We start from the raw sequence: 25,301 nt of genomic DNA, 5'->3' as shown, positions 1-25,301 counted from the left end.
GCCTGCCCTCAGTCCAGCAGGGCGCTCACGGCGGCACCCAGGCGCAGGCTGCCGGCGCTGCGCCCGCCGCCGTTCACGGCCGGGACGACCTTCGCCAGGACCGCCGCCACCGCGGGGACGTCCAACGCGCCCGCGGCCGCCAGCATGGTCAGCCCCACGAGCGTGCCGGCGCGGCCGTTGCCGTCGAGCATTTTCAACGCCACACTGGCGCCGGTCGCCGTGGCCATGGCCAGCACGCCCTCGGCGCCGTGCTTGGCGATCACGCCCAGGTCCTCCATCACCACGGTATTGGGCCGCCCGCGGCCTTCCACGGCCGTCGGGTAGTCGAGCATGGACGTGGCAACCGTGGCGGCGCGGGCGTTCGCGTTCCGGTCCGACGGCGCCAGTGCCAGCCTCGTGTACGCCCGGGCCAGGCCCTCGAGCGTGACGGCGAACACCGGGGCGCCGCAGCCGTCCACACCCGTGTGGAACACCTGCGCCCCCGTGTACTCCTCCACGACCGCGCGCACGGCCCGCTGCATGGGGTGTTGCGGGTCCAGGTAGCTGTCCCGGTCCCAGCCGTTCTCCACGCACGCCCACAGGAACGCGGCATGCTTGCCGGAGCAATTCATGGCCAGCCGGCTCTTGCCCCGGTCGGTGCGCACCAGCCAGGCACGGGCCTCCGGGTCGGACGGCCAGGCTGGCGCCTCCGGGTCGGACGGCCAGGCTGGCGGGCATCGCAGGTCCTGTTCGGCCAGCCCGGCGGCGCGCAGCATGCCGGTCACACCGTCCATCTGCTCGAGCGACCCGCCGTGGCTGCCGGCCGCCAGTGCCACCTGCACGCCGCGCAGTGGGACGCCGGCGGCCATGGCGGCCATGGCCTGGAAGGGCTTGAGTGCCGAGCGGGCGAACACGGGGGCGTCGACGGCGCCCAGCCGGGTCACCACGGAACCGTCCGCGGCCAGCACGACTGCGGCGCCCAGGTGGCGTGATTCGACGAACCCGCTGCGTTCGACGACGGCAAGTTCGACGGCGTCGGCCGCCCGGAAGGTCTGGTGCATGCGCTCATTCTATGCGGGGCGGATCCGGCACGTCGGCGCCGTTCGGCCGGGCCAAGTACCCTTTAAAGCGTGAAGGTACTCGTGATTGGCCCCGGCGGCCGCGAACATGCCCTTGTCCGATCCCTGCTTCGCGACCCGAACGTGACCGAGGTGCATGCGGCACCGGGCAATGCCGGGATCGCCGAGATCGTCCCCACGCACCCGATCGACGCCAACGATCCGGCGGCCGTGGCGGCGCTGGCCGTGAAACTCGATTCCGACTTGGTCGTCGTCGGGCCCGAGGCGCCGCTGGCCGCCGGGGTGGCCGACGCCGTCCGCGCGGCCGGCATCCCGGTCTTCGGCCCGGACAAGGCGGCCGCGCGGCTCGAGGCGTCCAAGGCGTTCGCGAAGGCCGTCATGGCGGAGGCCCAGGTGCCCACCGCCATGGCCCGGGTGGCCGGCAACGCCGCCGAGGCCGCCGACGCCCTGGACGTCTTCGGCGCCCCCTACGTCGTCAAGGACGACGGCCTGGCCGCCGGCAAGGGCGTCGTCGTCACGGCCGACCGCGGCGAGGCCCTGGCCCACGCGCAGTCCTGCTTCGACGCGGGCGGCTCCGTGGTCATCGAGGAATTCCTCGACGGACCCGAGGTCTCCCTGTTTGTGCTGGCCGACGGCCGCACGGTGGTCCCGCTGGCCCCGGCCCAGGACTTCAAGCGCATCTTCGACGCCGATGAGGGCCCCAACACCGGCGGCATGGGCGCGTACTCGCCGCTCGACTGGGCCCCGGCCGGCCTGGTCCAGGAGGTCATCGACCGGGTCGCCCAGCCGACCATCGACGAGATGGCCCGCCGCGGCACCCCGTTCGTCGGCGTCCTGTACTGCGGCCTGGCACTGACCAGCCGTGGCACCCGCGTCATCGAGTTCAACGCCCGCTTCGGCGACCCGGAGACGCAGGCCGTGCTCGCCCGGCTGAAGACACCGCTCGGCGGCGTGCTGCTGGCCGCCGCGCGCGGCCAGCTCGACACCGTCGAGGAGCTGCGCTGGGCACCCGAGCCGGCCGTCGCCGTCGTGCTTGCCAGCGAGAACTACCCCGGCACCCCGCGCACCGGCGACCGCATCCGCGGGCTGAAGAAGGCCAACCGGCTTGACGGCGTGCACGTCCTGCACGCCGGCACGGCCATGGACGACGACGGCTACGTCGTCAGTGCCGGTGGTCGCGTGCTCGCCGTGGTGGCCCTGGGCGACGACCTGGAGGACGCGCGCGAGCGCGCCTACGCCGGGATCGAGGAGATCGCGCTGGACGGCGGGCAGTACCGCACCGACATTGCCGCGAAGGCCGCGCGCGGGGAGATCACCGTGCCGGGCGTGCGCGCCGAGGCGAAGGGGAACTGACCGTGGCCCCCACCGCCCAGGAACTGCCCGGCTGGCAGCACGTCTACTCCGGCAAGGTCCGGGATTTGTATGTTCCGGTGGTCTCGACCAGCGGTTCGGTGGTCTCGACGGGCTCGACCAGCGGTTCGGTGGTCTCGACGGGCTCGATCAGCGGTTCGGTGGTCGAGCCTGTCGAGACCCCGGAGACCTCGGTGACCCCGTTCGCCGGGCGCGAGGACGTGGTGCTGGTCGTGGCCAGCGACCGTATCAGCGCCTTCGACCAGATCCTCGCCAGCGAGATCCCGGACAAGGGCCGCATCCTGACCCAGCTGAGCCTGTGGTGGTTCGACCAGCTGCACGTGGCCAACCACGTGGTCGCCACGACGGTCGAGGACGGTGTCCCGGCCGCCGTCGCCGGCCGCGCCATGGTGTGCCGGCGGCTCGACATGTTCCCCATCGAGTGCATCGCCCGCGGCTACCTGACCGGGTCCGGGCTCGCCGAGTACCGGCAGTCCAGGACGGTGTGCGGCCTGCCGTTGCCGGACGGGCTGGAGGACGGCTCCCGGCTCGGCGAGGCCATCTTCACCCCGTCGGCGAAGGCTGAGGTGGGCGAGCATGACGAGAACATCACGTTCGCGGCGATGGCCGACACGATCGGCCAGACGCCGGCGGAGCAGCTGCGCGCGTTGACGCTCGAGGTGTACGCGCGGGCCGAGCAGATCGCCCGTGAGCGCGGCATCATCCTGGCCGACACGAAGGTGGAGTTCGGCGTGGACCCCGAGGGCGTGATCACGCTCGGCGACGAGGTCCTCACGCCCGATTCGTCCCGGTTCTGGGACGCGACGCTGTGGGCGCCGGGGCACGCCCAGGCCAGCTTCGACAAGCAGTACGTACGGGACTGGCTGGCCGGTCCCGCCTCCGGGTGGGACCGGGCATCCAACGCACCGGCCCCGGCGCTGCCCGCGGATGTCGTCGCGCGGACCCGGGCCCGCTATGTCGAGGCGTACGAGCGGTTGACCGGGCGCCACTTCGTGTAGCCCGCCGGCGCACCCCACGCCCCTGCGCTGACGCCCGTCCGCCGAAGCCGGTACGCCCTAGGCGGGCGTGCCGGGTGCGCTGCCGTGGCTTCGCGAGAGGCCGGAGGCGCGCAGTTCCAGGATGTTGTCCAGGGCCAGTGCCACACGGTCCGTGGCGCCCGCCGTCGTGAAGTGCTCCCTCGCCGCGGTGAACGCGTCCATGGCCTCCTCCAGCCGGCCGCGGGCCTTGTACGTCTTGCCCAGCAGCAGCGCCGCGTCGCCGGCGATGTTGCTGGCCAGGTGCTCCTGCTGCCCGCCGATTTCCTCCAATAGCGCGAGGGCGTCGTCCAGGGCGCCGTTGAGGTAGTACCAGCGGGCGCGCAGCAGCTTCACCTCCAGCTGGTCGGCGATGGTGGCGCCGATCACGGATTGCGCCAGCTCGCACCGTTCGATGGCCTCGAGCGTGGCCGGCTCGACGATGCCGGCGGTCAGCCGCACCCAGGCCGTCGCCTTGTTGAAATGCGCCCACTGGGCCAGGTCGGTGGCGGGCGAGAGCAGGTTGCCGGCCTGGGCATGGTGCGTCAGCCCGGCGGCCACGTCGTGGCGCATGAACGCCACGTTGCCGATCACCCAGTGGATTTCACCGGCCAGCTGCGCCGGCGTCGACTTTGTCACGGCGTCGGCCAGCCGCAGGCAGTGCTGCCAGGCCTCCTCCAGTTTCCCCGACTCGGCCAGGGCGCCGATCAGGGTGCGCAGCGCCGTCGTGTACGCGTCGAACTCGTCCGGGTTCCCGGCGCCCATCTCGACGGCGATTGTGGCCTCGCGGATGGCGTCGGGCAGCCGGCCCTCGCCCATCAAGGCCGTGGAAAGGACCTGGCGCGCCCGGACCGACAGGCCCGCGCTCTCGGTGGAGAGGGGGTGCGCCAGCAGGGCCCCGAGCACCTCGATGCATTCGGCGTAGGCGCCGCTCTTCACCAGGGCATTGGCCTGCAGGTACACCATGTTCCACCAGGACACCGGGTCGCGGTTGTCGGAGGCCTTCCGGGCGGCGTCGGCGGCGTACCGCTGGGCGGCCAGGTAGTCGCGCGTGTCCCAGGCCTGGCGTGCGTAGAGCGACGCGAGCAGGTATTGGGTCTCCTCCGGCGAGATCGGCAGGGCCCATTCCTCGATCGAGTGCGGGGCGAGCTGCAACTGCTTGGCCAGCTGCTTGATGACATCCACGGTCGGCTCCCTGCGGCCGTTCTCGAGCAGCGAGATATAGCTGGCCGAGTACAGCTGGCCGCCCAGTTCCGCCTGCGTCAGGCTGCGGGCCAGCCGCTCGTGCCGAAGCCTGTCGCCGAAGCTGTTTCCCACTGTGCCACGTCCTTTGTCGAACACCGTCATGATCGGTCGAAGGTCGGATCCCCTTGACACTTCCGCCAAGTATAACTTTACAATTGTTGTCAACAGGCCAACAAGCGCTTGTGGACTCCTCACTCATCTAAGGTGGTTGCATGAAAAAGCTCGCCCTGTCCCTGTGTCTGTTTGGTCTCGTGGCCGGCGTACTCCTCGTTGGCATGTTCGCCAAGGTCTGGATTTGGCCCGACTCCGTGCAGGCTGCCGTGTGGATCTGGCCGGACGCGATGCGTAATCTTCTATAGTGCGGGCGGCGGCTTACGTGCCGTCGCACCACAGCCAGGTCTCACAACGCTGCCCGGTCGCAACAAGGCGACCGGGCAGCGTCGTGCTTAACGGCTGGTCGTGCTTAAGGGCCGTCAGTGCAGCGGTTCGCCGCCGCACCTGGTCAACTTGTACAGTTTCGCGTGCCCTTCCCGGGCGACCAGCGTGAACGCGTCCGAATCCGGCGCCAGCGTCACCCCCGGGTACAGCGAACGGGGATTGTCGAACGCCGGGATGTAGCTGGTGCCGAAATCCAGCAGATACGTGACGCCCTTGCGCTTGGCGGCCGCGCAGATCGCCGGGTCGGTGCCCACCAGGTTCAGCCAGAACCGCAGGTTGTACAGGTCCTGGTCCAGGTCGTTCTGCGAGCTGTACGGGAACAGCATGGTGCGCCCGGCCAGCGCCATGGCCAGCGCCGATCCGTTGTACGGGTTGTTCGCGAGCACATCGTCGGGCGTCGTCAACGAGTCCAGCCGGTGGATGAGCGCCAACTCGTCGGCGTCCACCTGGGCCAGGTTGTTCGGTCCCGGCGGCACGTCGAACATGGTGGCCAGGGCGTCACGCATCTGCCCGAGACCGGGGTTCGCCAATCCGAGCACGACGGCGAGCACGGCCGCCGTCGCCGGCTCACCGAAGCGCAACGCGAGTGCCCGTCGTCGTCCACGCACCTTGCCGCCCAGCCAGGCGACCACGGCGCCCAGGCCCATGCCGGCCAGCGGCACCGCGACCAACGGCATGACGGCGGCGACCCGTTCCGGGTTGTCCCACCAGGGCGCCATGAGCATGTTGGCCAGCGGCAGGTTGGTGGCGGTGGTCAGCGGGTACGTGAGCACCAACAGCGCAAGCGTGGCCACCAGCCAGCGCCGCTTGTGCGTCTTCACGCACACCCACAGGCCGAGCAGCACCAGCAGCGTCAGGACGATCGACGGGAACCAGACGGGATCCGGCGCCTGGGTCAGGTTGCGCAGCGCGGCGAGCGGGAACGGCAGGAACGCCGGGCTCGTGTAGATGAACAGGCCGCGGAACTGGGGGAGCAGGAAAAGCCCGCCGATTCCGCCGCCGGCGACGGCAACGGCGATGCCCAGGCGCAGCCAGCCGAGCCGGCGCGAGAGGCCAAATCCGCGCCGCAGCCAGCCGACGAGCATGGCCGCCAGCAGCGGGGTGAGCACCAATAGGATGCTGAACACGCCGTTCGGCTGGGCCAGCCCGGCGCCGGGCAGGAACAGCACCACGAGCGTCATGGCCATGGCCGGGGAGATGGGTGCGTGCCTGTCCGGGCGCAGGGTCAGCAGCACGAGCCCGATCCCGACCGGCAGCACGGCGTTGGACAGTGCGTTCGGGTACGCGCTGCCGTAGAACAGCAAGAGGTAGGGGAACGCCGGGAAGACGGCCGCCAGCACGGCCGTTGCGGCCAGCACGGTCCGGTTCGGTCCGGCCAGCACGCGCACCAGGAACACGCAGGCCAGCGGCCACACCACCCCGGCCACCGCCAGCCACAGGATGTTCGTGGCGGCCGGAACGCTGATGCCGGTCAGGATGATGAGCAGGCTGGCGAGCCCATGCCACGCCGCCGGGTAGAACACGCTGCTGCCGCTGGGCAGGATGAACGACGAGATCGCGAACGAGGACGCGTTGCCGGTGCGCAGCACGTTTTCCGTCGCATTGAGGTGGAACACGGTGTCATAGCCCTGCGTGAACGACTCCGGCGACGTCGTCACATTGGCGAGCACTGCCGTCGTGATTCCCAGCGCCACCAGCGTGCCGACGACGGCGGTGGGCACCGTCCAGCGCCGGTCGCGCGGCTGGGCGGGGCGCAGGGCCGGGACGAGGCGTTTCACGGTGAACGCCGCTGCCGCCGTGATCGCCGTGCCAAGCACGACGACGGGCGCACCCCACCGCAGGTGGATCCAGGGCGCCACGATGGCGCTGACGCCGATGATGGACACCGAGACGGCCGGGGCGGCGCACACCGCCACCAGCCCCCGCACGCGCAGCACGGCCAGGACCACCGCGCCGGGCGCACCGAGCATCAGCAGGGCCGCCAGGAATGCCGGCAGCGCGTCAAGCCAAGAGGTCACACTTTTGTCCTGAGAGGGGGCGGGCGGGTCTGTCCAACTCTACCGGCTCGGGTGGACGGGCTGTCGGTGATCGAGCTTGTGCTGTCGCCGGTGATCGAGCTTGTCGAGATCTTGGACCCCGACGGGGCCGCTCGACCGCTGGCCGTGCCGCTGAGCCGATCCGATCACTGGGAGCTCAGGTCGCCGGTCGGCTTTCCAGCCAGCAGATTCCGCGCGAAACCAAGGATGTCGGCTTGTAGCCCGTCGTGAGCGCGTGGGTCGGGCGCCTCGTCGGATACGACCATCGCAATGAGGTTCAACGCCTCGTCGACTTTCGCCGCCACATGGTTCAGCCCCCACGATTGGCCTTCGGCGATGAGGTCGTCGCGAGTTATCATCTGGTGTGCGTAGACGCTGTTGACCGCAAGCGCCATCCGGCCATCGTTGCGGAAGTGCCGCATGGGAACCATGTCATAGGCCGGCGCCAGCGTGGTCGTCGTGTCGGGGAAATGCAGGAGTCCCAGGTTCTTGGTATGCATGTCGAGGTTCCCCAGGGCGACCGACAAAACCATTTGGCGGAACAGTCGATCTGTGGACTCCGCCATGCCGTTCTTCCGGAGTAGCCCGGCGACCCGCTGAAAGCTGACCTTGCCGCCATACTCCTGGTACTTCTCATCCCCTCCTGCCCCCAAGGCTTGGCTCATGTCCTCTTGGTGGATCCGACCGAGCGGTGCGGCCGGGGACCTGTCGTACCGTTCGATGACCAGCGCCGGCCGTCCGGAAAAATCCTCCAACCAGCTCCGCGTCTCGACCAGGCCAAGTCGCCGGGCAGCACGTGCCCCGTATTCCTCGTCGAAAATGATGGTCGGATAATCCCGGGAAACAGGCTTCAATATGTGAGTTGAGGGGAAGCCGTCCAAGGCGCGGTGCCAAGCGCCGTCGATCCTGGCCAGGACGATCTTTTCCTGGACCCCGGCCAGGGACGTCTTTCCGAACAAACGTTCATTGCCCAACGGGGACGCGGCCGTATCGCGTAACAGCTCGGCGATTCCGGCATCCGAAATCGGAGTTGCCCGCGGTGTTCGAGGTTCGCCTGGCTGTTCCGGGTCATGGATCTGCACCGCGCCGGCAACGTCACGACCGTAGTGGGTGAGAAGTCCCAATACATCGCCCTCGCGTGTGCCGGCTTGCCGGGCCAGATTGGCCAGATTGCGACCCTCCGGCAGGAGCTCAGCGAAGTAGTTGCGACGTCGGCCCGCCTTGGCCCTGACCGGCCGCAATTCCAAGGGAACGGATTCGGACAGGACGGTACTGCCCAGTTCATAGTGCTCAAACGCCGCACGGTCCGTTTCGAAGTCAAAGGTCCGCGAGCCCGTGCCGGTCAACCACCCGATCAAGTGCCCGTAGAGCTCGACCCGCAACCTAACCATTGGCTGATTCTTCCGACTCGTTCTCGGCGGGTTGCCGCGCGCGGTCCGCCTCCAGCTCCGCGTACAGCTTTACGCCGGTTGTACGCAGGATCTGAAACAGGCGGTCAGTGAAGATTCCGGGCTTCCCCTGTTCTACCTCCCACACATACTTCTGTGTGATGCCAAGCTGCTCTGCCAGTTGCCGCTGTGTGAGCCCCTCCAACATCCGGCCTTGCGCAAGCATGCGGCCAAGCGCTTCCGCGTTGCGGACCTCGCCACGGACAATCACGACACACACGCCCTTTCGACGTCAATAATGACTTCAGGCTATTTGACTACAGTATCGAAGTCAACGCACTTGACGTGGTTATCGAAGTCACCGAGGAGAGACACTTCCGCCCCACCCCGTTCCCCGCGCACGCTGACCCGACGGCGAAACCCGCTCCGCCGTCGGGGCTCGAACAACGGAAAAGGGCCCTCCCGAAGGAGGACCCTTTTCCGTGTGGGTCGGGGTGACAGGATTTGAACCTGCGGCCTCGTCGTCCCGAACGACGCGCGCTACCAAGCTGCGCCACACCCCGATTCGCCACTCCGCCGTCCCGTCAAGGACCGCAAAAGCAACCTCTCAAGGATAACGGACGACCCCCCGGAACGCGAAATCGTGCCGACTGCAGGTGCCCTCACACCAGCGAATCCCGCCAGGCACCGTGCAGGGCCGCGAACCGGCCACCGCCGGAGATCAGTTCCGCCGGGGTGCCGTCCTCCACGATCCGGCCGTCGTGCACCACCAGGACGCGGTCCGCGATTTCGACCGTGGACAAGCGGTGCGCGATGATCAACGCTGTCCGGCCCGCGGAGGGGGCGCCATTCCCGGCTCCCAGCAGCTGCCGCAAACCGTGCTGCACCGCGCGCTCCGATGGGATGTCCAGCGATGACGTCGCCTCGTCCAGGATCAGCACGGCCGGGTTCGCCAGGAACGCCCGGGCGAACGAGATCAGCTGCCGCTGCCCGGCGGAGACACGGCCGCCGCGCTTGTTCACATCGGTGTCGTACCCCTCCGGCAGCGACGCGATGAACTCGTGCGCGCCGACTGCCCGCGCCGCCGCCTCGATCTGCGCCCTGCCGGCCCGCGGGTTGCCCAGGGCGATGTTGTCCGCCACGGAGCCGGAGAACAGGAACGCCTCCTGCGTGACCATGACGATGGCGCGGCGCAGGTCCGTCGGGGACAGGTCGCGTAGCGCCACCCCGTCCAGCGTGAGCGAGCCCGCGCTGACGTCGTAGAACCTGGCGATCAGCTTCGCCAGCGTCGACTTGCCCGCACCGGTTTGGCCGACGACGGCGACCGTCTGGCCCGCGGGGATGTGCAGGGACATTCGGGGCAGGATCACGGGGCCGTCGCCGTAGCCGAACTCGACGTCCGTGAAGTCGATTTCCCCGCGCGGGTGGGGGAGCGGGACCGGTGTCTTCGGTGGGCGGACCGTGGGCGTCTCGGCCAGCAGGCCGGACACCTTCTCCAGCGCCGCCTGCGCCGACTGGAACGAGTTGTAGAACATGGCCATGTCCGCCACCGGCTGGAAGAACCGCTTCGTGGCCAGCAACAGCGCCAGCAGCGTGCCGACGGCCATGCCGCCGCCGAGCACGCGGAACCCGCCCTCGAGCAGCACGGCCGTCACCGTCAGGTTGCCGATCAGCACCAGGCCGGGCTGGAACACGCCGTTGAGGTTGATCGAACGAACCGTCACCTTGCGGTAGTCCTCGGCCAGGTCGTCGTACGTGGCCGCGTTCGCCTGCTCGCGGCGGAACGCCTTCACGGCCCGGATGCCCGTCATGGTCTCGATGAAGTGCACGATCAGGCGCGCCGAGACGACCCGGGAGGCCCGGTAGGCGATCTGTGAGCGGATCTGGTACCAGCGGGCCAGGAAGTACATGGGGATCCCGGCCAACAGCACGATGATGCCGGTGCGCCAGTCAAGCGTGAAGATGCTCACGGCCGTGAACAGCATGAACATGGCCCCGGAGGCCAGCGACGAGACGCCGGAGTCCAGCAGCTCGCGTAACGCCTCCAGGTCCGAGGTCTGCCGGGAGATGATGCGCCCCGACGTGTAGTTCTCGTGGAACTCCAGGCTCAGCCGCTGCGTGTGCCGGAACACCCGGATGCGCAGGTCCAACAGCATGGCCTGGCTCAGCCGGGCCGTGGCCGTCAGGTAGCCGGCCGTCAGCCAGCCCGCCGCGATCGCCGCCACGATGTAGCCGCCGCCGGTGAGGGCGAGGGGCCACGGATCCCGGGACCCCGTCAGCGCCGGCAGGCCATGGTCGATCCCGTACGCGATCAGCAGCGGCCCGGCCGCGCGCGCCGCCTGGGACAGCACCACCAGGGCGACCGTGACGAGGAACCTGCCCCGGACCGGGCGCAGCAGCGAGCCAAGCAACTGCACGGAGCGCCGCCGCACGGCCTTGCTGTCCTCCCTGGACAGGTGGACGTTGTCCTCATCGGCTGTACCCGGGCTCACGCGCGGGCCTCCTGTTCCTCGTCCGCTTCCCAGTCCCGGATCAACTCGTCGTCCTTGTCCTCCAGCTCGGTGTCCAGGTCGCGCGGCTCCTCGCTCAGGCTGGCCAGCACATACCGGTAGTGCGCGTTGGAGGCGAGCAGCTCGGAGTGCGTGCCGACGGCGTCGATCCGGCCGTCGCGCAGCAACGCCACCCGGTCGGCCAGCGCCACCGTCGACGGGCGGTGGGCGACGATCAACGTCGTCGTGCCCTCCAACACCGCGCGCAACCGCGCCTCCACGCGCTCCTCGGTGTTCACGTCCAGGGCCGAGAGCGGGTCGTCGAGCACCAGCACCCGCGGCGCGGCCGCGATGGCCCGGGCCAGGGCGATGCGCTGGCGCTGCCCACCGGACAGGCTCAGTCCCTCCTCGCCGATCAGCGTGTCCACCCCGTCCGGCAGCGTATACGCGAACCCCGCCTGGGCGACCTCCAATGCCCGGGCCAGCACGTCGTCGTCGGACATGCCGGGCTGCGTGGCGGCGCCGAGCAGCACATTCTCGCGCACCGAGTCGGAGAACAGCGTCGTGTCCTCGAACGCGACGGACACGTGCGTGCGCAGCGCGTCCAGCGGGAGGTCGCGCAGGTCCGTGCCGTCCAGCGTGATGGAGCCGGCGGTGACGTCGTACAGGCGCGGCACCAGGGACAGCAGGGTCGTTTTGCCGCAGCCGGTGACCCCGACCAGCGCCATCGTCTCACCCGCGCGCAGGGCCAGGTCGACGCCGTCGAGCACGTCCGGCCGGTCCGCCGGCGTGCCCGGGTAGCGGAAGCGCACGCCGTTGAAGCGCAGCTCCCCGCGCACGCCCGTGGGCTCAAGCGGAACGGCCGGATCGGTGATGGTGTTGGGCGCGTCCATGACCTCGTAGTGCCGGTCGATGGCGGTCTTGGCCGTGAGGGTCATGGCCATCAGCGGGCCCATCGCCTCCACGGGACCGGCGACGACGGCGGCCGTGGCGAAGAACGCGACCAGCGCGCCGACGCTCAGCCCGTCGTGCGCCACGAGCAGGACGCCCACGACCAGCCCGGTGCCCAGTGCCAGCTCCGGCAGCAGCGTCACGACCAGGGAGAAGACCGCGAGGGACTTCGCCTTGTGGATCTCGGTCTCGCGCAGTTCGGCGGCCTGCCCGGCGAACGCGTCCAGGGCCTCGCGGCCGCGCCCGAACGCCTTGAGCACGCGGATGCCGTGCACGGACTCCTCGACGGCCGTGGCCAGGTCGCCGGCCTGGTCCTGGCTGCGCCGGCTGACCAGCCCGTAGGTGCGGCGGAAGCGGAACCCGACGACCATGATCGGCACGGCCGCGGCCAGGAAGATCAGCCCCAGCTGCCAGCTCAGCGTGAACATCAGCACCACGCCGATCGTGACGGTCAATGTGGTGGCCACGAGCATGATCGCCCCGAACGCCATCCAGCGGCGCATGAAGTTCAGGTCGCTCATGGCGCGGCTGAGCAGTTGCCCGGACGCCCACCGGTCGTGGAATTCGACGGCCAAGTCCTGCAGGTGCCGGTAGAACGCGGTGCGCATGGTCTTCTCGACCGTGGTGGCCGGCACGATGACGAACTGGCGGCGCATGGCGATGAACGCCGCCTCCAGCATGCCCAGGACAAGGACGACGGCGGCTGCCGCCCACAGGCCCTCGCTGCCGGTTCCCGGCTGCAGGGCCGTGTTGATCAGGATCCGGTACACCTGCGGGATGGCCAGGGCCACGATGCTGGCGGCGAGTGCCGAGAACATGCCCAGCAGCAGCCGGGGGAGAATGGGGCGCACGTGTGGCGCCACCCTGCGGATCGAGTCAAGGAATGTCGTGTTGGAAGTATTCGCCATGCCGCCTCACTTTGTTACCCCACGACACTATTCCACGTTCGGGGTCCGTTGCGTGCCCGCCACCACCCAACTTGGGCCCACTCGCCCGAGGGTCCCGACGCGAGCTTGCGAGCGTTGGGAGGGCGAAGGGATGGACAGTAGATGCTCGAAATCCACTCGAAACGAGCATCTACTGTCCACCAGTTGGGAGGGGCCAGGGGCGGGTGTCTTAACGTTCACGTGATTCGTCGCGGGCGTGGACACGCTGAATTATTTGGGTCCGGTTGCGCGGATCCGTGGTGTTGGCGTGATCCCATGTGGGAGGCGCTATACACATCCGCCTTCGTTGGCTTGTTCTTCGGGGCTGGACGTAGCCATTCCCTATCTTTACCACGTACCGAAAGTCTGCCATGTTCAGGTTTCTGTCCCGGATGCCACGGGTTACTGCCGTTCTTGCGTTGGTCCTTGGTTGCTCGGTTCTGAGCACCTTGCTGAGTGCCTCCATGGTGCAGGCCGCGGTGCCGACCCAGCCGTCCCCGGCCCGGCAGAGTCAGGGGACCGTGGCGGCGGCCTCGGTTGTGGCCCGGGATTTCGGTGCGGGGGCCGCGTCGTCCCCGGACGTGGCGGTCTCGGGGTTTGGTGATTCGGCCGGCTACCATGTGCAGGTCGGCCGGGAATCTGGGGGTTTTGCGTGGAGGTCGTTGGCGGTCATCAAGCCTCAGGGTGTTGATGCGTCGTCGTGGACGGGCTATCAGTGCCTGTCGGGGGATGGGAAGTACGCGGCGGTGGCGGTTCTCGCGGCCCCGGCCGTGAATCTATCGGCGGCGCGTGACCATGGTGCGTTCGGCTATGTGGTGGCGCTGGCCACGGGCAAGGTCACGCCGGTGGTGAGCGGGGTGGGGCTGAAATACTACTCCCCGGGGTGCGGGGCGGCGGATACGGCCGTGTTCTCGTTGAGCCTGGGCGCTGACGAGCAGACGACGGGGCTGGTTTCCGTTGACCTGGCGGCGGGCAAGGTCGCGTCCTCGACCGTGGTGGCCGGTCAGGTGACCTCGGCGGTGCCGACCGATAATGGTGTGGTGGGCGTGCTGGGGTCGGCCCTTGTCAAGATCCCGGGACGGGGAGCGGGTTCTCGGCCGGTCAAACCGATAACGCTGGCACGGGTGGCGGGGACGCCGTTCAATCTCCGGCCTTCCGGTGACGGTGGCGTTGATCTCCTCAGCGTCACGGCCGGCAGGGGCGCCTCCCAGCTGTTGCATTTTGACGGCCGGCATCTGGGCGTTCTGGGCCAGGGCCCGGTGGGCAAGGTGGCGCTTTTCGGCGGCCGGGCCGGGACGAACACGGTCACGGGCCTGGGCGCGGCTCCCTCATCCGCTTTGGTGAAGAGTGTCGATTCCTCCGGGTTGAGTGGGGCGGCCGACGGGGCGTCGTTGAACGGGGATGCGATCTTCGGTTCCCAGCAGGCGCCCCCACCCAGCACCACGGCGGCGCAGAAGGCGGGTACCGGCCAGACGGGTGCCGTCACGGCGGGTGAGGCGGTTGCCACGGCAACGGGATCCCGTGTTGATCGGCCCTTCGATCCCACGGTCGGGTCGGTGAGCACGGCGGTGGCGTCGTTCGTTCCGGCGGGTGCCGCCGGGACCGGCGGTGCGGCCAGTGAACACAACACGATCGCACCCCGGGAGAAGGCGGCCGGGGGCTCGGGCGGGAAGCCGGTCATCAAGACATCGGTGGAACTGACCACGTCGGGGGCTTTGGGGAAGGGTTCGTCGGTTCGTCTGGCCGGTACGACTGATACGCCGACGTGTGCGGTCGGGCGGTTGGATCCGACCATGCAGGTCATGCAGCCTTCGAACGCGCAGGTCAATTGGGCGGTGCAGATGGCCGAGCAGGGTCTGCTGTCCGGGGCCCCGTATGCGCGGCCGGCCAATTTCGCGAACATGGGCCTGGCGAGTTACTCGCCCAGTGATGACTTCGCACCGATTCCTTTGGAGCATCCCTCCACGACAGCGGCGTCCACGGTTCCGCGGTCGGTGATGCTGGGCGTCCTGGCGCAGGAGTCCAATTTCGACCAGGCGTCGTGGCATGCCCTGCCGGGCATCGCGGCGGACCCGTTGATCGCCGACTATTATGGCGTCCCGGGCAGCATTGACCGGATCGATTACCCGAACGCGGATTGCGGGTACGGCCTGGCCCAGGTCACCAGTGGCATGCATGCCGGGGATACCACGATTTCCGCCCATGGGCAGATGAAGATCGCCGCCGACTACCAGGAGAACATTGCCGCCGGGTTGCAGATCCTTGAGGCGACGTGGAATCAGCTCTACGAGGCCGGGGTCACGGCGAACAACGCGGACCCGGCGAAGTTGGAGAACTGGTACTTCGCCCTGTGGGCGTACAACAGCGGCATCCAGCCGACGGCGGCGTTCGGGAACACGACCGGGTGCACCCCGGGGCCCACGTGCACGGGGCCGGACGGGACGTGGGGGCTGGGTTGGTCGAACAACCCGCGCAACCCGTCCTATCCGCCGAACCGGGCGCCGTTCTTGCAGAGCACGTACGCGGACGCCGCGCACCCGGGTGATTGGCCGTACCAGGAACGGGTGCTCGGGTGGATGGCGAGCCCGATCATCCGCTACGGCTACTACGGCTACGCGACGCCGGACTACCACGGGGCAAGTTGGCCGCAAATCCCGGGCGTGAACTCGATGTGTGACAGCACGAACCATTGCAATCCGAGTGATTCGTCCGGGGCGTACTGCGCCCTGGGTGATTATGAGTGCTGGTGGCACCAGCCCGTGACCTGGATTGGCACCTGTTCGAGCACGTGTGCGACCTCGGCGTACGAATACGGGGCGGGATCCACCGAGCCGTCTTACCCGGATCCGCACCCGCCGACGTGCACCCTTGATGCCACCGTCCCGAGCGGCCCGGGCGGGCCCCCGATCATCGTGGACGACGAGTCCTCCCCGCCGCTGAATCTTGCCGGCTGCGGGTCCGGGAATTGGGCCAGCAACGGCTCCTTCGCCATGACCTATGGGAAGGACCCCACCGGGGTCACGGTGGGCCAGATCGACACACACCAGTTGGGGGTCGGATTCGGCGGCCGTATTCTCTTCACGCACACCCAACCGGCCAGCCAGCCGCAGGTCATCGACACCGGCGTGTGGACGCCGAACCTGCCCAGCCTGCAGTACTACACGATCAAGATCCACTTCCCGGCCACCGGTGCGTCGGCGACCGACGTCGTCTACACGGTCAACCCGGGCGGCGGCGCGGCGCCGTGGAAGTTCCGGGTGAACCAGGACTGGGGATCCGAGCAGTGGGCGACGATCGCGACGATCGCGATGTCCCCGGGCGGGAATGTCACGCTGAGCAATGCCAGCAACATGACGCCGGGCGGGTACGATGTCGCCTATGACGCGATCGCGTTCATTCCCATGGGCGGCACGCCCGGCGCACCGATCGGCGGGCCCGTCGGTGTCCAAGACGAACCGAAGGGGTCCAACCCCGCGTGGGTGAACTGTGGCTGTGTGCAACGCACCGCGGGAGACCCGGTGAACACCGCGACCGGCTATTTCGGTGATTCCTTCACCGACCTGTCCACCCCCGGCCTGGGCGACCCGTTGGCCGTCACCCGTTCCTACGCCTCCGCGCAGGCCGACGCGGCCGGCCCCAACGGGGCGAATGCGGTCAACGGGCCGTTCGGGTGGGGGTGGACGGATAATTATGCGCTCTCCGCGGTCACCGACGGCGCCGGGAACGTGGCCATCCATCAAGAAGACGGCTCCGTGGTGCCCTTCACCCTCACCGGAACCACGTACACCCCGTCGGCGCCACGCTACGACGCGACGCTGACGAAGACCGGGTCGACGTATTCGTATGTGCGTCGCGGCACCCAATTCTTCACCTTTGATACGGGCACGGGCCGGCTGAGCGCGGAAACCGATCTGGCCGGGGTCAAAGCGTCACCCCCGTACTGGACGACCCTTGCCTACGATGCGAACGGGCACCTGACCACCGTGAGCGACCCGGGCGGACGCACCTACACCTTCGCCTGGACGGGCACCCACATCACCGGTGTGAAGGACCAGAGCGGCCGTGAGGTCGATTACGGCTACGACGGCAACGGCAACTTGACCGACGTGTACGGGGTTGGCAGCATCCGCACCGCCGGCAGCCCGGACAACAGCGACCGGACCCAGTACGGCTACACCGCCGCGCACTTGATGTCCTCGATGCGCAGCCCGGACAACTACGGCAAAACGCTCACGCCGGCGCCGGTGACGTCCATGGTCTATGACAGCGCCGACCGGGTCACCTCCCAGACCACCCCGACAGGCCAAACCACCACGTTCACCTACGGTCCCAACGCCGCGGCGGGCTTGGCGGCCGGGCAAACACTGACCACCGACCCGGCCGGGCACAAGACCATCGACACTTATGATGCGAATGCGCTGCTGACCTCCGAAACCCGGGGCGCCGGGACGGCGCAGGCCGGCACCTGGACGTACAGCTACGACCCGGTCACCCTGGGTATCGCCACGGTGACCGATCCCGACGGGAACACCTCCACCAGCTCCTACGACCAGTACGGGAACAAGATCGCCTCCTCGGACCCGGAGGGGAACACGACCAGCGCCCTCTACGACACGGCCGGGCACCTCCTTCAAAGCGTCTCCCCGACCGGGCTGGAAACCACCACCACCTACACGGGCGCCGGGACGCCGTCGGTGACGCAGCAGTTCCACGTCAGCCAGAACGCCGACGGGAACCAGGCCGGCACCCCACCGCCGGCGACCGTGGTCCGCCAAACCTCCTACAGTTACGCGGATCCGGCCCACCCGGGCGAGCTGACCGCGGTGAAGGACCCGAACGGGAACACGACCACCTACACCTACGACGCCTTCGGTGACAAAATCTCCACCACCACCCCGACCGGGGACAAGACCCTGATGGGGTACGACACCGGGCGCGGGCAGCTCAACTGCACGGTCCCGCCGGCCAGCACGGCCAAGGGCGTCACCCCGCCCTGCACATCCTCACCAGCGGCGACAGGGCCGCTGACCCCAACCTCCGTCCAAGTGGGCGCCACCGGGTGGCAGAACTATGCGCAGGTCCTGGCCGCCGGGGACCTCACCGGCGGCGGCCACCCGGACCTGCTCACGGTGGACAAGACATCCAACAGCAACCTGCTGCTCAACGTCGGCACCGGAACACTGACCCCGCAATCGGCGTTCAAGGCCCCGGTCACCGTCGGTGGCGGGTGGAGCATCTACCCGCAGGTGTTCGGCGTCGGGGACATCAACGGCGACAAGGTTTCCGATCTGCTCGCCCTGGACTCCACGGGCAAGCTGTGGTTTTACGCCGCCCACGCCGGCGCCACGCCCACGTTCTCCGCCCGGGTCCAGGTGGGGACCGGCTGGGGAGGCTTCACCAAGATCATCGCCGCCGGGGACATGAACGGCGACGGCGTCCCGGACCTCCTGGCCGTCGATTCAACCGGCAAACTCTGGCTGTATCCCATCCACTCCGGCGCCACGCCCACGTTCTCCGCCCCGGTCCAGGTAGGGACCGGTTGGAACATCTTCAGTAAGATCATCGCCGCCGGCGACATCACCGGCGACGGCCACCCGGACCTGATCGGTGTCAAGGCCGACGGATCCACCCTGTTCTACGCCGGGAACGGGGGCACCTCCCCGATGGTCAAGACCGCCGTCGCGATCCCGGCCCTGGCCTACACGGCCACGGACACCCTGCTCGGCCTCGGGGACTTCGACGGGGACAAGGTCCCCGACATCCTTGACGTGCGCAGCGACGGCAGCCTGTGGCTGACCCAAGGCTCCTCGATTCGCAACACCCTCACCCCGCCGGCGCCCGGGACCATCAGCTACACCCGCGATGTTCACGGCCACGTCACCGCCAGCACCGACCCGCTCGGGCACACCACCCGGGCCGTCTTCGACGCGGACGGGAACCAGACCAGCAGCACCGACGCGAACAACAACACCACGACAACCGGTTACAACGCCGCCGACCAGCCAACCACCGCCAAGGCCCCGGACGGGTCCACCACGACAACCGACTACACCCCGGACGGGCACGTGGCCGACACCATCGACGGGACCGGCCACACGACTTCGTCCACCTACGACGGGCAGGGCCGCCGCATCACCTCGACCGACCCGAACAACCGCACCACCACCATCACCTACGATCCGGCCGGGCTGGAAACCAGCCTGCAAACCGCCAAGGGCGTCACCACGACCTTCACCTACACCCCGGACGGGCAGAAAACCTCGGCCACCTACTCCGACACCACCCCGGCGATCAGCAACATCAGCTACGATCCCGACGGGCGCCAACTGACCATGACCGACGCCTCCGGCACCAGCACCATGACCTATGACGACTTCGGCGACATCCTCTCCCACACCAACGGGGCCGGGGCAACCGTCGCCTACGGCTACGACGCCGACGGCCACCAAACCTCCATCACCTACCCGGGGCAACCCACCCCCGTGGCACAAACCTTCGACACCGACGGCCGGCTGGCCACGGTCACCGACTTCGCCGGCAACAAAACCAGCCTCGGCTACACCCCCGACGGGCAACTGGGCACCATCACCTACCCCAACGGCACCACCGTGACCAACACGTTCAGCACCGCCGACACCCTCACCACCCAAACCCTCGCCACCGCCACCACGACCCTCGCCTCCCTGGCCTACGCCCGGGACAACGCCAACCAGGTCACCGCGCAAACCCCGGCCGGGCTCCCCGGCGGCGTGCAAGCCTACGCGTACACGGCCAATGAGCAACTCGCGACCTCCGTCGCCGGCGGGGCAACCAGCACCTACGCCTACGACGGGGCCGCCGACGCGACCACCCTGCGCAGCGGAACCCTGGCCTACGACCCCGCGAACCAGCCCTGCTGGTCCACGACCACGACCGTCGGCAGCCCCACCTGCGCCGGCACACCCTCCGGGGCGACCACCTACGGCTACGACGCCGACGGCAACCGCACCAAAACCACCCCCGCCACCGGGACCGCATCCACCTACACCTACAACGGCGCCGACGAACTTACCGCCGCTACCACCAGCACCGGGACCGCCAGCTACACCTACGACGCGACCGGGCTCCGCACCTCCGAGACCAGCGGGACCACCACCCAATTCACCTGGGACGACAACCCCACCCCGAACCTGCTCGGCGACGGCACCAACCAATGGATCTACGGACCCGGCGGCAAACCCCTCGAACAAATCACCGGCAGCACGGTGAACTTCCTGCTCACCGACGCCCTGGACACCATCCGCGCCATCACCAACGCCACCGGCGCCCTGGTCGCCGCCTTCACCTACGACGCCTACGGCATCCTCACCGGACACACCGGAACCACCACCACACCCCTCGGATTCACCGGCGCCTACCACGACCTCATCACCGGATTCGACTACCTCCGCGCCCGCTACTACGACCCCGCCACCGCCGCCTTCACCAGCACCGACCCCGCCTACCAACGAACCGGCCAACGCTACGCCTACACCGGCAACAACCCGATCAACCGTAGCGACCCCACAGGACTCGACTGGTGGAACGACTCGAACTTTTGGTCAAATGTGGCCATCGGCGCTGGAATAGTCGCTGTGGCTGCGTCGCTAGTGGCGGTCGGTTGTGCCGCCGCCTTCGAAACAGTGGTCGGAGGTGCCTGCGCTGTCGTTGCCGAGGGTGTGGCAGAGACCGCCTCGTTGGTAACTTTGGGCTCAGACATCGCAGCAGAAAGCATTTCCGGTCAATGGGATGCGACCTCGCTGGCGTTGGACGGACTCGGGGTTGCAACTGGAGGCATCGGATTTGTCGCAAAGATTCCGAAATTTGTAGAAACCTTCGACACAGCGGCTAAAATTATAGACGACATGGGCCCTGGCATTGATGTCTTCGGTGGAGGATTGGGTGCAGGGGCGACAACTCGTTCTGCTGAGGGGCAGAGCGGTGGGCAAGAGACTTCCGAAGGGTGCGGTAAGAGATGAGACCAGCGGGCCCCCTGGGACCTAATAAACTGGGGAATAAGAGTCGGTACTACTTCAACCGTTACCAGAATTTCATGCTCCTTAGTTGGGGCATTGGAATTATAGAAGCCGTCGCTATCATATCAATCGTCCTTACGACCAGGCCTCAACCTTCCAGTCTCTTCTTCATCATTCCGATTAGCGTACTCGGCGCATCGGTGATCTGCTTTGTGGTCCTGGCCATTTTGTTCGCGATTCCATTCTTCCGAGCTGTTGGCGAAGAGCGTAAGCGTCGCAAACAGGGATTGCCTGTTGACTCGATGGACCCTGGTCCTTGGCTTCATGGGAAATAGTCGACTTGGGATACGATCCGAGTCGACAATGGTCAAGGCCAGACGGACTACTCGGACACCACTGACCCTATGAGGCTTATTCAAAACGCCTGGCGATGGAATTCTAGGCCGATGATTGCGGCGATGGTGTCGGTGAATGTTTCGTAACGGCGGCGGTAGCCGGTGTGGAGGATCCGCCAGGTCTTGAGATTCGCGATCGTCCGCTCTATCTGGTAAAGAACTTGATTGACCTGGCGGTTGAAGTATTTTTCCTCGTCCGCGAGCGACCGGTAGACGGGTTTGCGTGTCGGGGTGATCATGCCCACGCCGATATAGCCCTTATCGCCCAGGTGCTGTGGCGCGTTTCCGTCGGCGGCACGTCTAGCAGTCCGGACTCTCGGAGGGCCTTCACATCGTGGACTGAGCCGGGCAGCGGATTCGAGACCCGGGCTAGGTGGCCGGCCAGGGTGCAGGCGAGTTGGACGCTGACGCCGGTGGTGTGGTGCTTGTCCGAGTGGAGCTCGGGCATGGCCATGCCAGGACCAGCAGGGCAGGAGCGTGCCGCCGATGATGTACTGCGCCTGCGGGCCGAGGTCGTCAGCGGTCGGGACCCAGTCCGCGAACACGGCCTTGAGCATCGGCACGAAGGCTGCAATGGTGCGCGAGATCTTCGATTGCGAGGCGTCGTGGAATTTGGCCAGTTCTTGTTGCACATGATTGCGGCGCAAGTACCTCAGGGTGGCGGTCACGGACCGGAACAGACCGAAGACGGGTTTCCGGCCGGTCACGCGTTACCTTTACCGGAAACAATTCCGTGACCCGTGCGCAAATCTCGGTGATGGCGGCCTTGCTGAACTCTGTTGTATGATACATTTGTGGCGGACTTCTTGGAGGTAGGTTCCGCTAAATCCATTCTTTCAAGAAAGTCATCATTTGACACTTAGAACGCGCTCGTCGCCTTGATTGATTTCGACGGTTTTTGAATAAACCTCAATCACTAAATTAAAGAATAGGGAATCGAATAATGAATAGATTGCGTTTTGGGAAGCTTATTCGTGCTGTTTTATCGATTGGTGTGGTTGCGTGGATGGCGCTCTCCATGCAAATATCTCCAGCGCAGGCAGCTACGTGCTCGGGGAATGCCTGCAGGGGGGTGGACCCTCAGGCGTCAGGGTGCTCTGCTGATGGCGTTACCATTGGATACTATGCTGGCGGCGATGTTCGATACTCTCGGGCGTGTCAAGCAGTCTGGTATCGGGGTGGAAATGGATATATTGGGGCTCTGGAGTATGTATTCAAAATCTATCAGATAAAGCCGAATAACCAAGGTTGTTGCGATTTGATTGCGACTTACACGCTAGATTACACTGGATGGAATGGCACTGGTACGTCTCCCGCCTGGACGAGCATGGTGCCGATGGCCTCGACGCTTCTGGTGCAGATTAGTGGTGCTTCAATTGAACCTTCGGTGTTATTCAATACAGTGCCGATTTGATTTGAAAACCACTTGGATTACGTGCTAAGGACTACGTAAGTAGGTCGACTTGTTGAGACCGTCGCCAACCCGACCCCGGGACGTCTGCAAAGTCTTCGGCGAGGAGCTGACGTATTAACCTCGATCTTTCATGAAGCGGGGTTTCATCAGGGCCAGGGCTTCAAGGCCTGTTCAAAATCGGTCTGTCGGTGTGGCGGGGTGACGACACTCCGGGTGGGGGTGTAAAGCGGCACGGGCACGGCATCCGGTCGGATCGTGGGAGGTGTTCCAAGCTGTTCACGCGTCCTGGAGTCTGCCGTGCCAGCACCCGTATCATCCGTCATTTCTGCCCCCGATGGCCAATCCGTCTCGTCCGACCTGGGGACCGGCCTGCTGGGCCGGATCGATCTCTGGCAGGTGCTCTCGTACGCTTTCGGATCCGCGGGATCGGCGGGGTGCGCGGCACCCGCTGGCGACCGTGCTGACGGTGGCGGTGGCTTCCGATGGCCGCCGGTGCACGGTCGCTAGCCGCGATCGCCCGCTGGGCGCAGGACATGCCGGCCGTGTTCCGGGCTGGGCGCAGGCCCAATGCCACGTAGCGTAATCGGTGGGGTGTCCGGCGTGTCGTGAGGGGTGGGGCTGGCGGGTGTGCTGGGATGGTCGGTCATGGGTTCAACAGTGGTGTGTCCGGATCAGGTGACGTTGGGTGTGTTGGTCGACGCGGTGCCGCGGGACGTAGTGGATGAGGCCGTCTCGGTGTGTGGGCGTAAGGAGCGCAGGTCGGATTGGAGTGTTCCCGCTTTTGTGGACTCGGGGTTAGGCCGCGAGTTCGTGTATTGTTTTATAGCCTAGCTCATATTCCGCGGGTGTCAAATAGCCGAGCGTTGAATGACGTCGTTTTGTGTTGTAGTAGCCTTCGATCCAGAGGAATGTCTCTCGGCGGAGGCGTTTCATGTCGGGCCAGGGCTTGGTGTGGATGAGTTCTTTCTTGTAGGTCGCGAAGAATGACTCGGACACCGCGTTGTCGTAACAGATTCCCGTCTTTCCGAGGGAGCGGATGATCTTGTTGTTCACGCAATAGTCGGCGAATTCTCCCGAGGTGTATTGCGTGCCGCGGTCGGAATGGAAGATGACCGGCGCGGTCGGCGCCCGCCGGGCCAGGGCCAGGTCCAGGGCGTCGGTGACCAGCGAGGTGCGCATGTGCGTATCCAGGGCCCAGCCCACCAGGGCCCGGGAGTGCAGGTCGATGACGGTGGCCAGGTAGGCCCACCCCTCCCACGTCTTGATGTAGGTGATGTCCCCGCACCAGGCCGTGTTGGGCTCGGCGGCGGTGAAGTGGCGCCCGATCAGGTCCGGGGCGTTCACCGGGTCCTCGCCGGCCACCGTGGTGGCCTTCCACGCCTTCGGGTGCCGGCCCTCCAGCCCGGCGGCACGCATCAGCCGGTGCACGCGCTTGGGCGAGATGCGCCGGCCGGCGGCCGTCAGGTGGGCCCAGGTGCGCCGCACCCCGGGGTTGCCGTCCAGCTCCTCGTGCGCGGTGCGGATCTCGGCGAGGATCTGCTCGTCCTCGACCTGGCGGGCACTGGGCCCCCGGCCCCGCCAGGCATGGTAGCCGGAGGTCGACACGCCCAGCTCCGCGCACATGAAGGAGACGTCGTACTCATCGGAATCAGCCCAGCCCGCGATGGCAGCAAAGATCACTGCTGGCCTTTCGCGAACCAGGTCGATACTTTTTTTGCAAAGTCAAGCTGCATTGCAAGTTTCGCGTTTTCCTGGCGCAAACGCTGCAGCTCCGTCCTCTCGGACTCGGTCAACGGCTTTTCAAGAGTCTTGGCCGGATCCGGTTGGACCTTCTTCATCCACTTCCTCATCGTTGTTTCGCTAATCTCAAGCTTCTTCGCAACGGCCGCCACGGTATAACCGCCGTCGGTAATCAACGCCACCGCGTCGCGCTTGTACTCATCGGTGAAGCTCCTGCGAGTGGAACCCATAAAAGTAGTCTCCTACAGTCGGGAACCCGGACCAACCCCAACCGTGTCCACCAAACCGGGTACGCTCCAGATGGCAAGCTGCCGGCGCATGTGATCACGTACCTGACGTTGGGGTTGTGCTTGTTCGCCGAGGACGACTACGAGGAGGTCGCGGCGAAGGTGACCGGGTCGCTGGACCGGTTCGGCTGCTGGGACGCGACCTGGAGCGTGCCGACCTCGAGCGCGATCACGCAGGCCCGGAAACGGCTGGGGCCAGACGTGTTTCCCGAGCTGTTCGAACGCATCTGCGGGCCGGTGGCCGGGGACGCGTCGCCGGTCGCGGAGCTGGCGGCCTTGGGCGCGGCGCGGGGATCGTTCCTGCGCCGGTGGCGGCTGTTGGCGATCGACGGGTTCGAGGTGGAGGTGCCCGACACGCCGGCCAACGCGGCCGAGTTCGGGTATGCCGGGTCCGGGGCGAACCGGTCGGCGTTTCCCAAGGCGCGGGTGGTGGCGATGGCCGAGTGCGGTACCCACGCGTTCGTCGCCGCCGAGGTGTTGACCGTCGCGTTATTTGACGATGGCGGCGTCGCCTTGGATGCCGATGGGATTGGTGGGTTTGGTCGTCATGGTGACG

At 67.2% G+C, this 25,301-nt stretch carries 15 protein-coding genes and 1 tRNA gene; 5 read left to right on the top strand and 11 right to left on the bottom strand.

The window, feature by feature from the left end; genetic code table 11:
• Nucleotides 1–8: 8 nt before the first annotated feature.
• The gene (locus EJC77_RS14220; RefSeq protein WP_125613890.1) at nt 9–1,040 is read right to left on the bottom strand and encodes an asparaginase; all 1,032 of its coding nucleotides are present in this window, start codon (nt 1,038–1,040) and stop codon (nt 9–11) included.
• A gap of 69 nt (nt 1,041–1,109) precedes the next feature.
• On the opposite strand from EJC77_RS14220, the gene purD reads away from it, so the two are divergent.
• Nucleotides 1,110–2,411 (top strand): phosphoribosylamine--glycine ligase, encoded by a 1,302-nt coding sequence (purD, locus tag EJC77_RS14215; RefSeq protein WP_125613886.1) that lies wholly within the window; start codon nt 1,110–1,112, stop codon nt 2,409–2,411.
• Nucleotides 2,412–2,569: 158 nt separating this feature from the next.
• On the top strand, nt 2,570–3,427 hold the full coding sequence (locus tag EJC77_RS14210) for a phosphoribosylaminoimidazolesuccinocarboxamide synthase (protein ID WP_240630267.1): 858 nt from the start codon (nt 2,570–2,572) through the stop codon (nt 3,425–3,427).
• Between the two features lie 57 nt (nt 3,428–3,484).
• On the opposite strand, the gene EJC77_RS14205 is transcribed toward EJC77_RS14210, so the two are convergent.
• A complete protein-coding gene (locus tag EJC77_RS14205) occupies nt 3,485–4,759 on the bottom strand; it encodes a helix-turn-helix domain-containing protein (protein ID WP_125613883.1) in 1,275 nt (424 codons plus the stop codon).
• Nucleotides 4,760–4,899: 140 nt separating this feature from the next.
• Here EJC77_RS14205 and EJC77_RS20435 point away from each other — a divergent pair, with 140 nt between their 5' ends.
• On the top strand, nt 4,900–5,046 hold the full coding sequence (locus EJC77_RS20435) for a hypothetical protein (protein WP_164520434.1): 147 nt from the start codon (nt 4,900–4,902) through the stop codon (nt 5,044–5,046).
• Nucleotides 5,047–5,160: 114 nt separating this feature from the next.
• On the opposite strand, the gene EJC77_RS14200 is transcribed toward EJC77_RS20435, so the two are convergent.
• The 6 genes from EJC77_RS14200 to EJC77_RS14175 all read right to left on the bottom strand — a co-directional run bounded on the left by EJC77_RS14200 (nt 5,161) and on the right by EJC77_RS14175 (nt 12,897).
• Entirely contained in the window at nt 5,161–7,095 is a 1,935-nt protein-coding gene (locus tag EJC77_RS14200) for a DUF6541 family protein (protein WP_420820321.1), read from the bottom strand.
• A 212-nt stretch (nt 7,096–7,307) separates the two neighbouring features.
• On the bottom strand, nt 7,308–8,552 hold the full coding sequence (locus tag EJC77_RS14195) for a type II toxin-antitoxin system HipA family toxin (protein ID WP_125613877.1): 1,245 nt from the start codon (nt 8,550–8,552) through the stop codon (nt 7,308–7,310).
• Nucleotides 8,545–8,820 (bottom strand): helix-turn-helix domain-containing protein, encoded by a 276-nt coding sequence (locus tag EJC77_RS14190; RefSeq protein WP_125613874.1) that lies wholly within the window; start codon nt 8,818–8,820, stop codon nt 8,545–8,547. Before EJC77_RS14190 ends, EJC77_RS14195 begins: the two co-directional genes overlap by 8 nt.
• Before the next feature lie 218 nt (nt 8,821–9,038).
• A tRNA-Pro gene (locus EJC77_RS14185) sits at nt 9,039–9,112 on the bottom strand.
• A 99-nt stretch (nt 9,113–9,211) separates the two neighbouring features.
• Nucleotides 9,212–11,041 carry an ABC transporter ATP-binding protein gene (locus EJC77_RS14180; protein WP_125613870.1) on the bottom strand — a complete coding sequence of 610 codons (1,830 nt, stop codon included), beginning with the start codon at nt 11,039–11,041 and terminating at the stop codon, nt 9,212–9,214.
• Nucleotides 11,038–12,897: an ABC transporter ATP-binding protein gene (locus EJC77_RS14175; protein ID WP_125613867.1), complete on the bottom strand. Its 1,860-nt coding sequence runs from the start codon at nt 12,895–12,897 to the stop codon at nt 11,038–11,040. The genes EJC77_RS14180 and EJC77_RS14175 overlap by 4 nt, the downstream gene beginning before the upstream one ends.
• A 764-nt stretch (nt 12,898–13,661) precedes the next feature.
• Between EJC77_RS14175 and EJC77_RS14170 the strand changes: the two genes are divergently transcribed.
• The gene (locus EJC77_RS14170) at nt 13,662–20,912 is read left to right on the top strand and encodes an FG-GAP-like repeat-containing protein (RefSeq protein WP_240630266.1); all 7,251 of its coding nucleotides are present in this window, start codon (nt 13,662–13,664) and stop codon (nt 20,910–20,912) included.
• A gap of 412 nt (nt 20,913–21,324) precedes the next feature.
• Here the strand turns inward: EJC77_RS14170 and EJC77_RS21700 are convergent, their stop codons facing one another.
• The 3 genes from EJC77_RS21700 to EJC77_RS14150 form a co-directional block, all read right to left on the bottom strand.
• Entirely contained in the window at nt 21,325–21,972 is a 648-nt protein-coding gene (locus tag EJC77_RS21700) for a transposase family protein (protein WP_240630265.1), read from the bottom strand.
• A gap of 1,541 nt (nt 21,973–23,513) precedes the next feature.
• On the bottom strand, nt 23,514–24,398 hold the full coding sequence (locus tag EJC77_RS14155) for an IS3 family transposase (protein ID WP_164520432.1): 885 nt from the start codon (nt 24,396–24,398) through the stop codon (nt 23,514–23,516).
• Complete coding sequence (locus EJC77_RS14150) at nt 24,395–24,688, bottom strand: transposase (protein WP_125613855.1); 294 nt, start codon at nt 24,686–24,688, stop codon at nt 24,395–24,397. Before EJC77_RS14150 ends, EJC77_RS14155 begins: the two co-directional genes overlap by 4 nt.
• 120 nt (nt 24,689–24,808) lie before the next feature.
• On the opposite strand from EJC77_RS14150, the gene EJC77_RS14145 reads away from it, so the two are divergent.
• Nucleotides 24,809–25,301, top strand: a 493-nt coding sequence (locus tag EJC77_RS14145) for a transposase domain-containing protein (protein ID WP_240630264.1), incomplete at its 3' end; no start/stop codon positions are given.

The organism is Specibacter cremeus (genome assembly GCF_003946885.1).
Taxonomy (GTDB): Bacteria; Actinomycetota; Actinomycetes; order Actinomycetales; family Micrococcaceae; genus Specibacter; species Specibacter cremeus.
The sequence above is the reverse complement of the archived record's forward strand: the minus strand, read 5'-3'. Positions and strand labels throughout refer to the sequence as shown.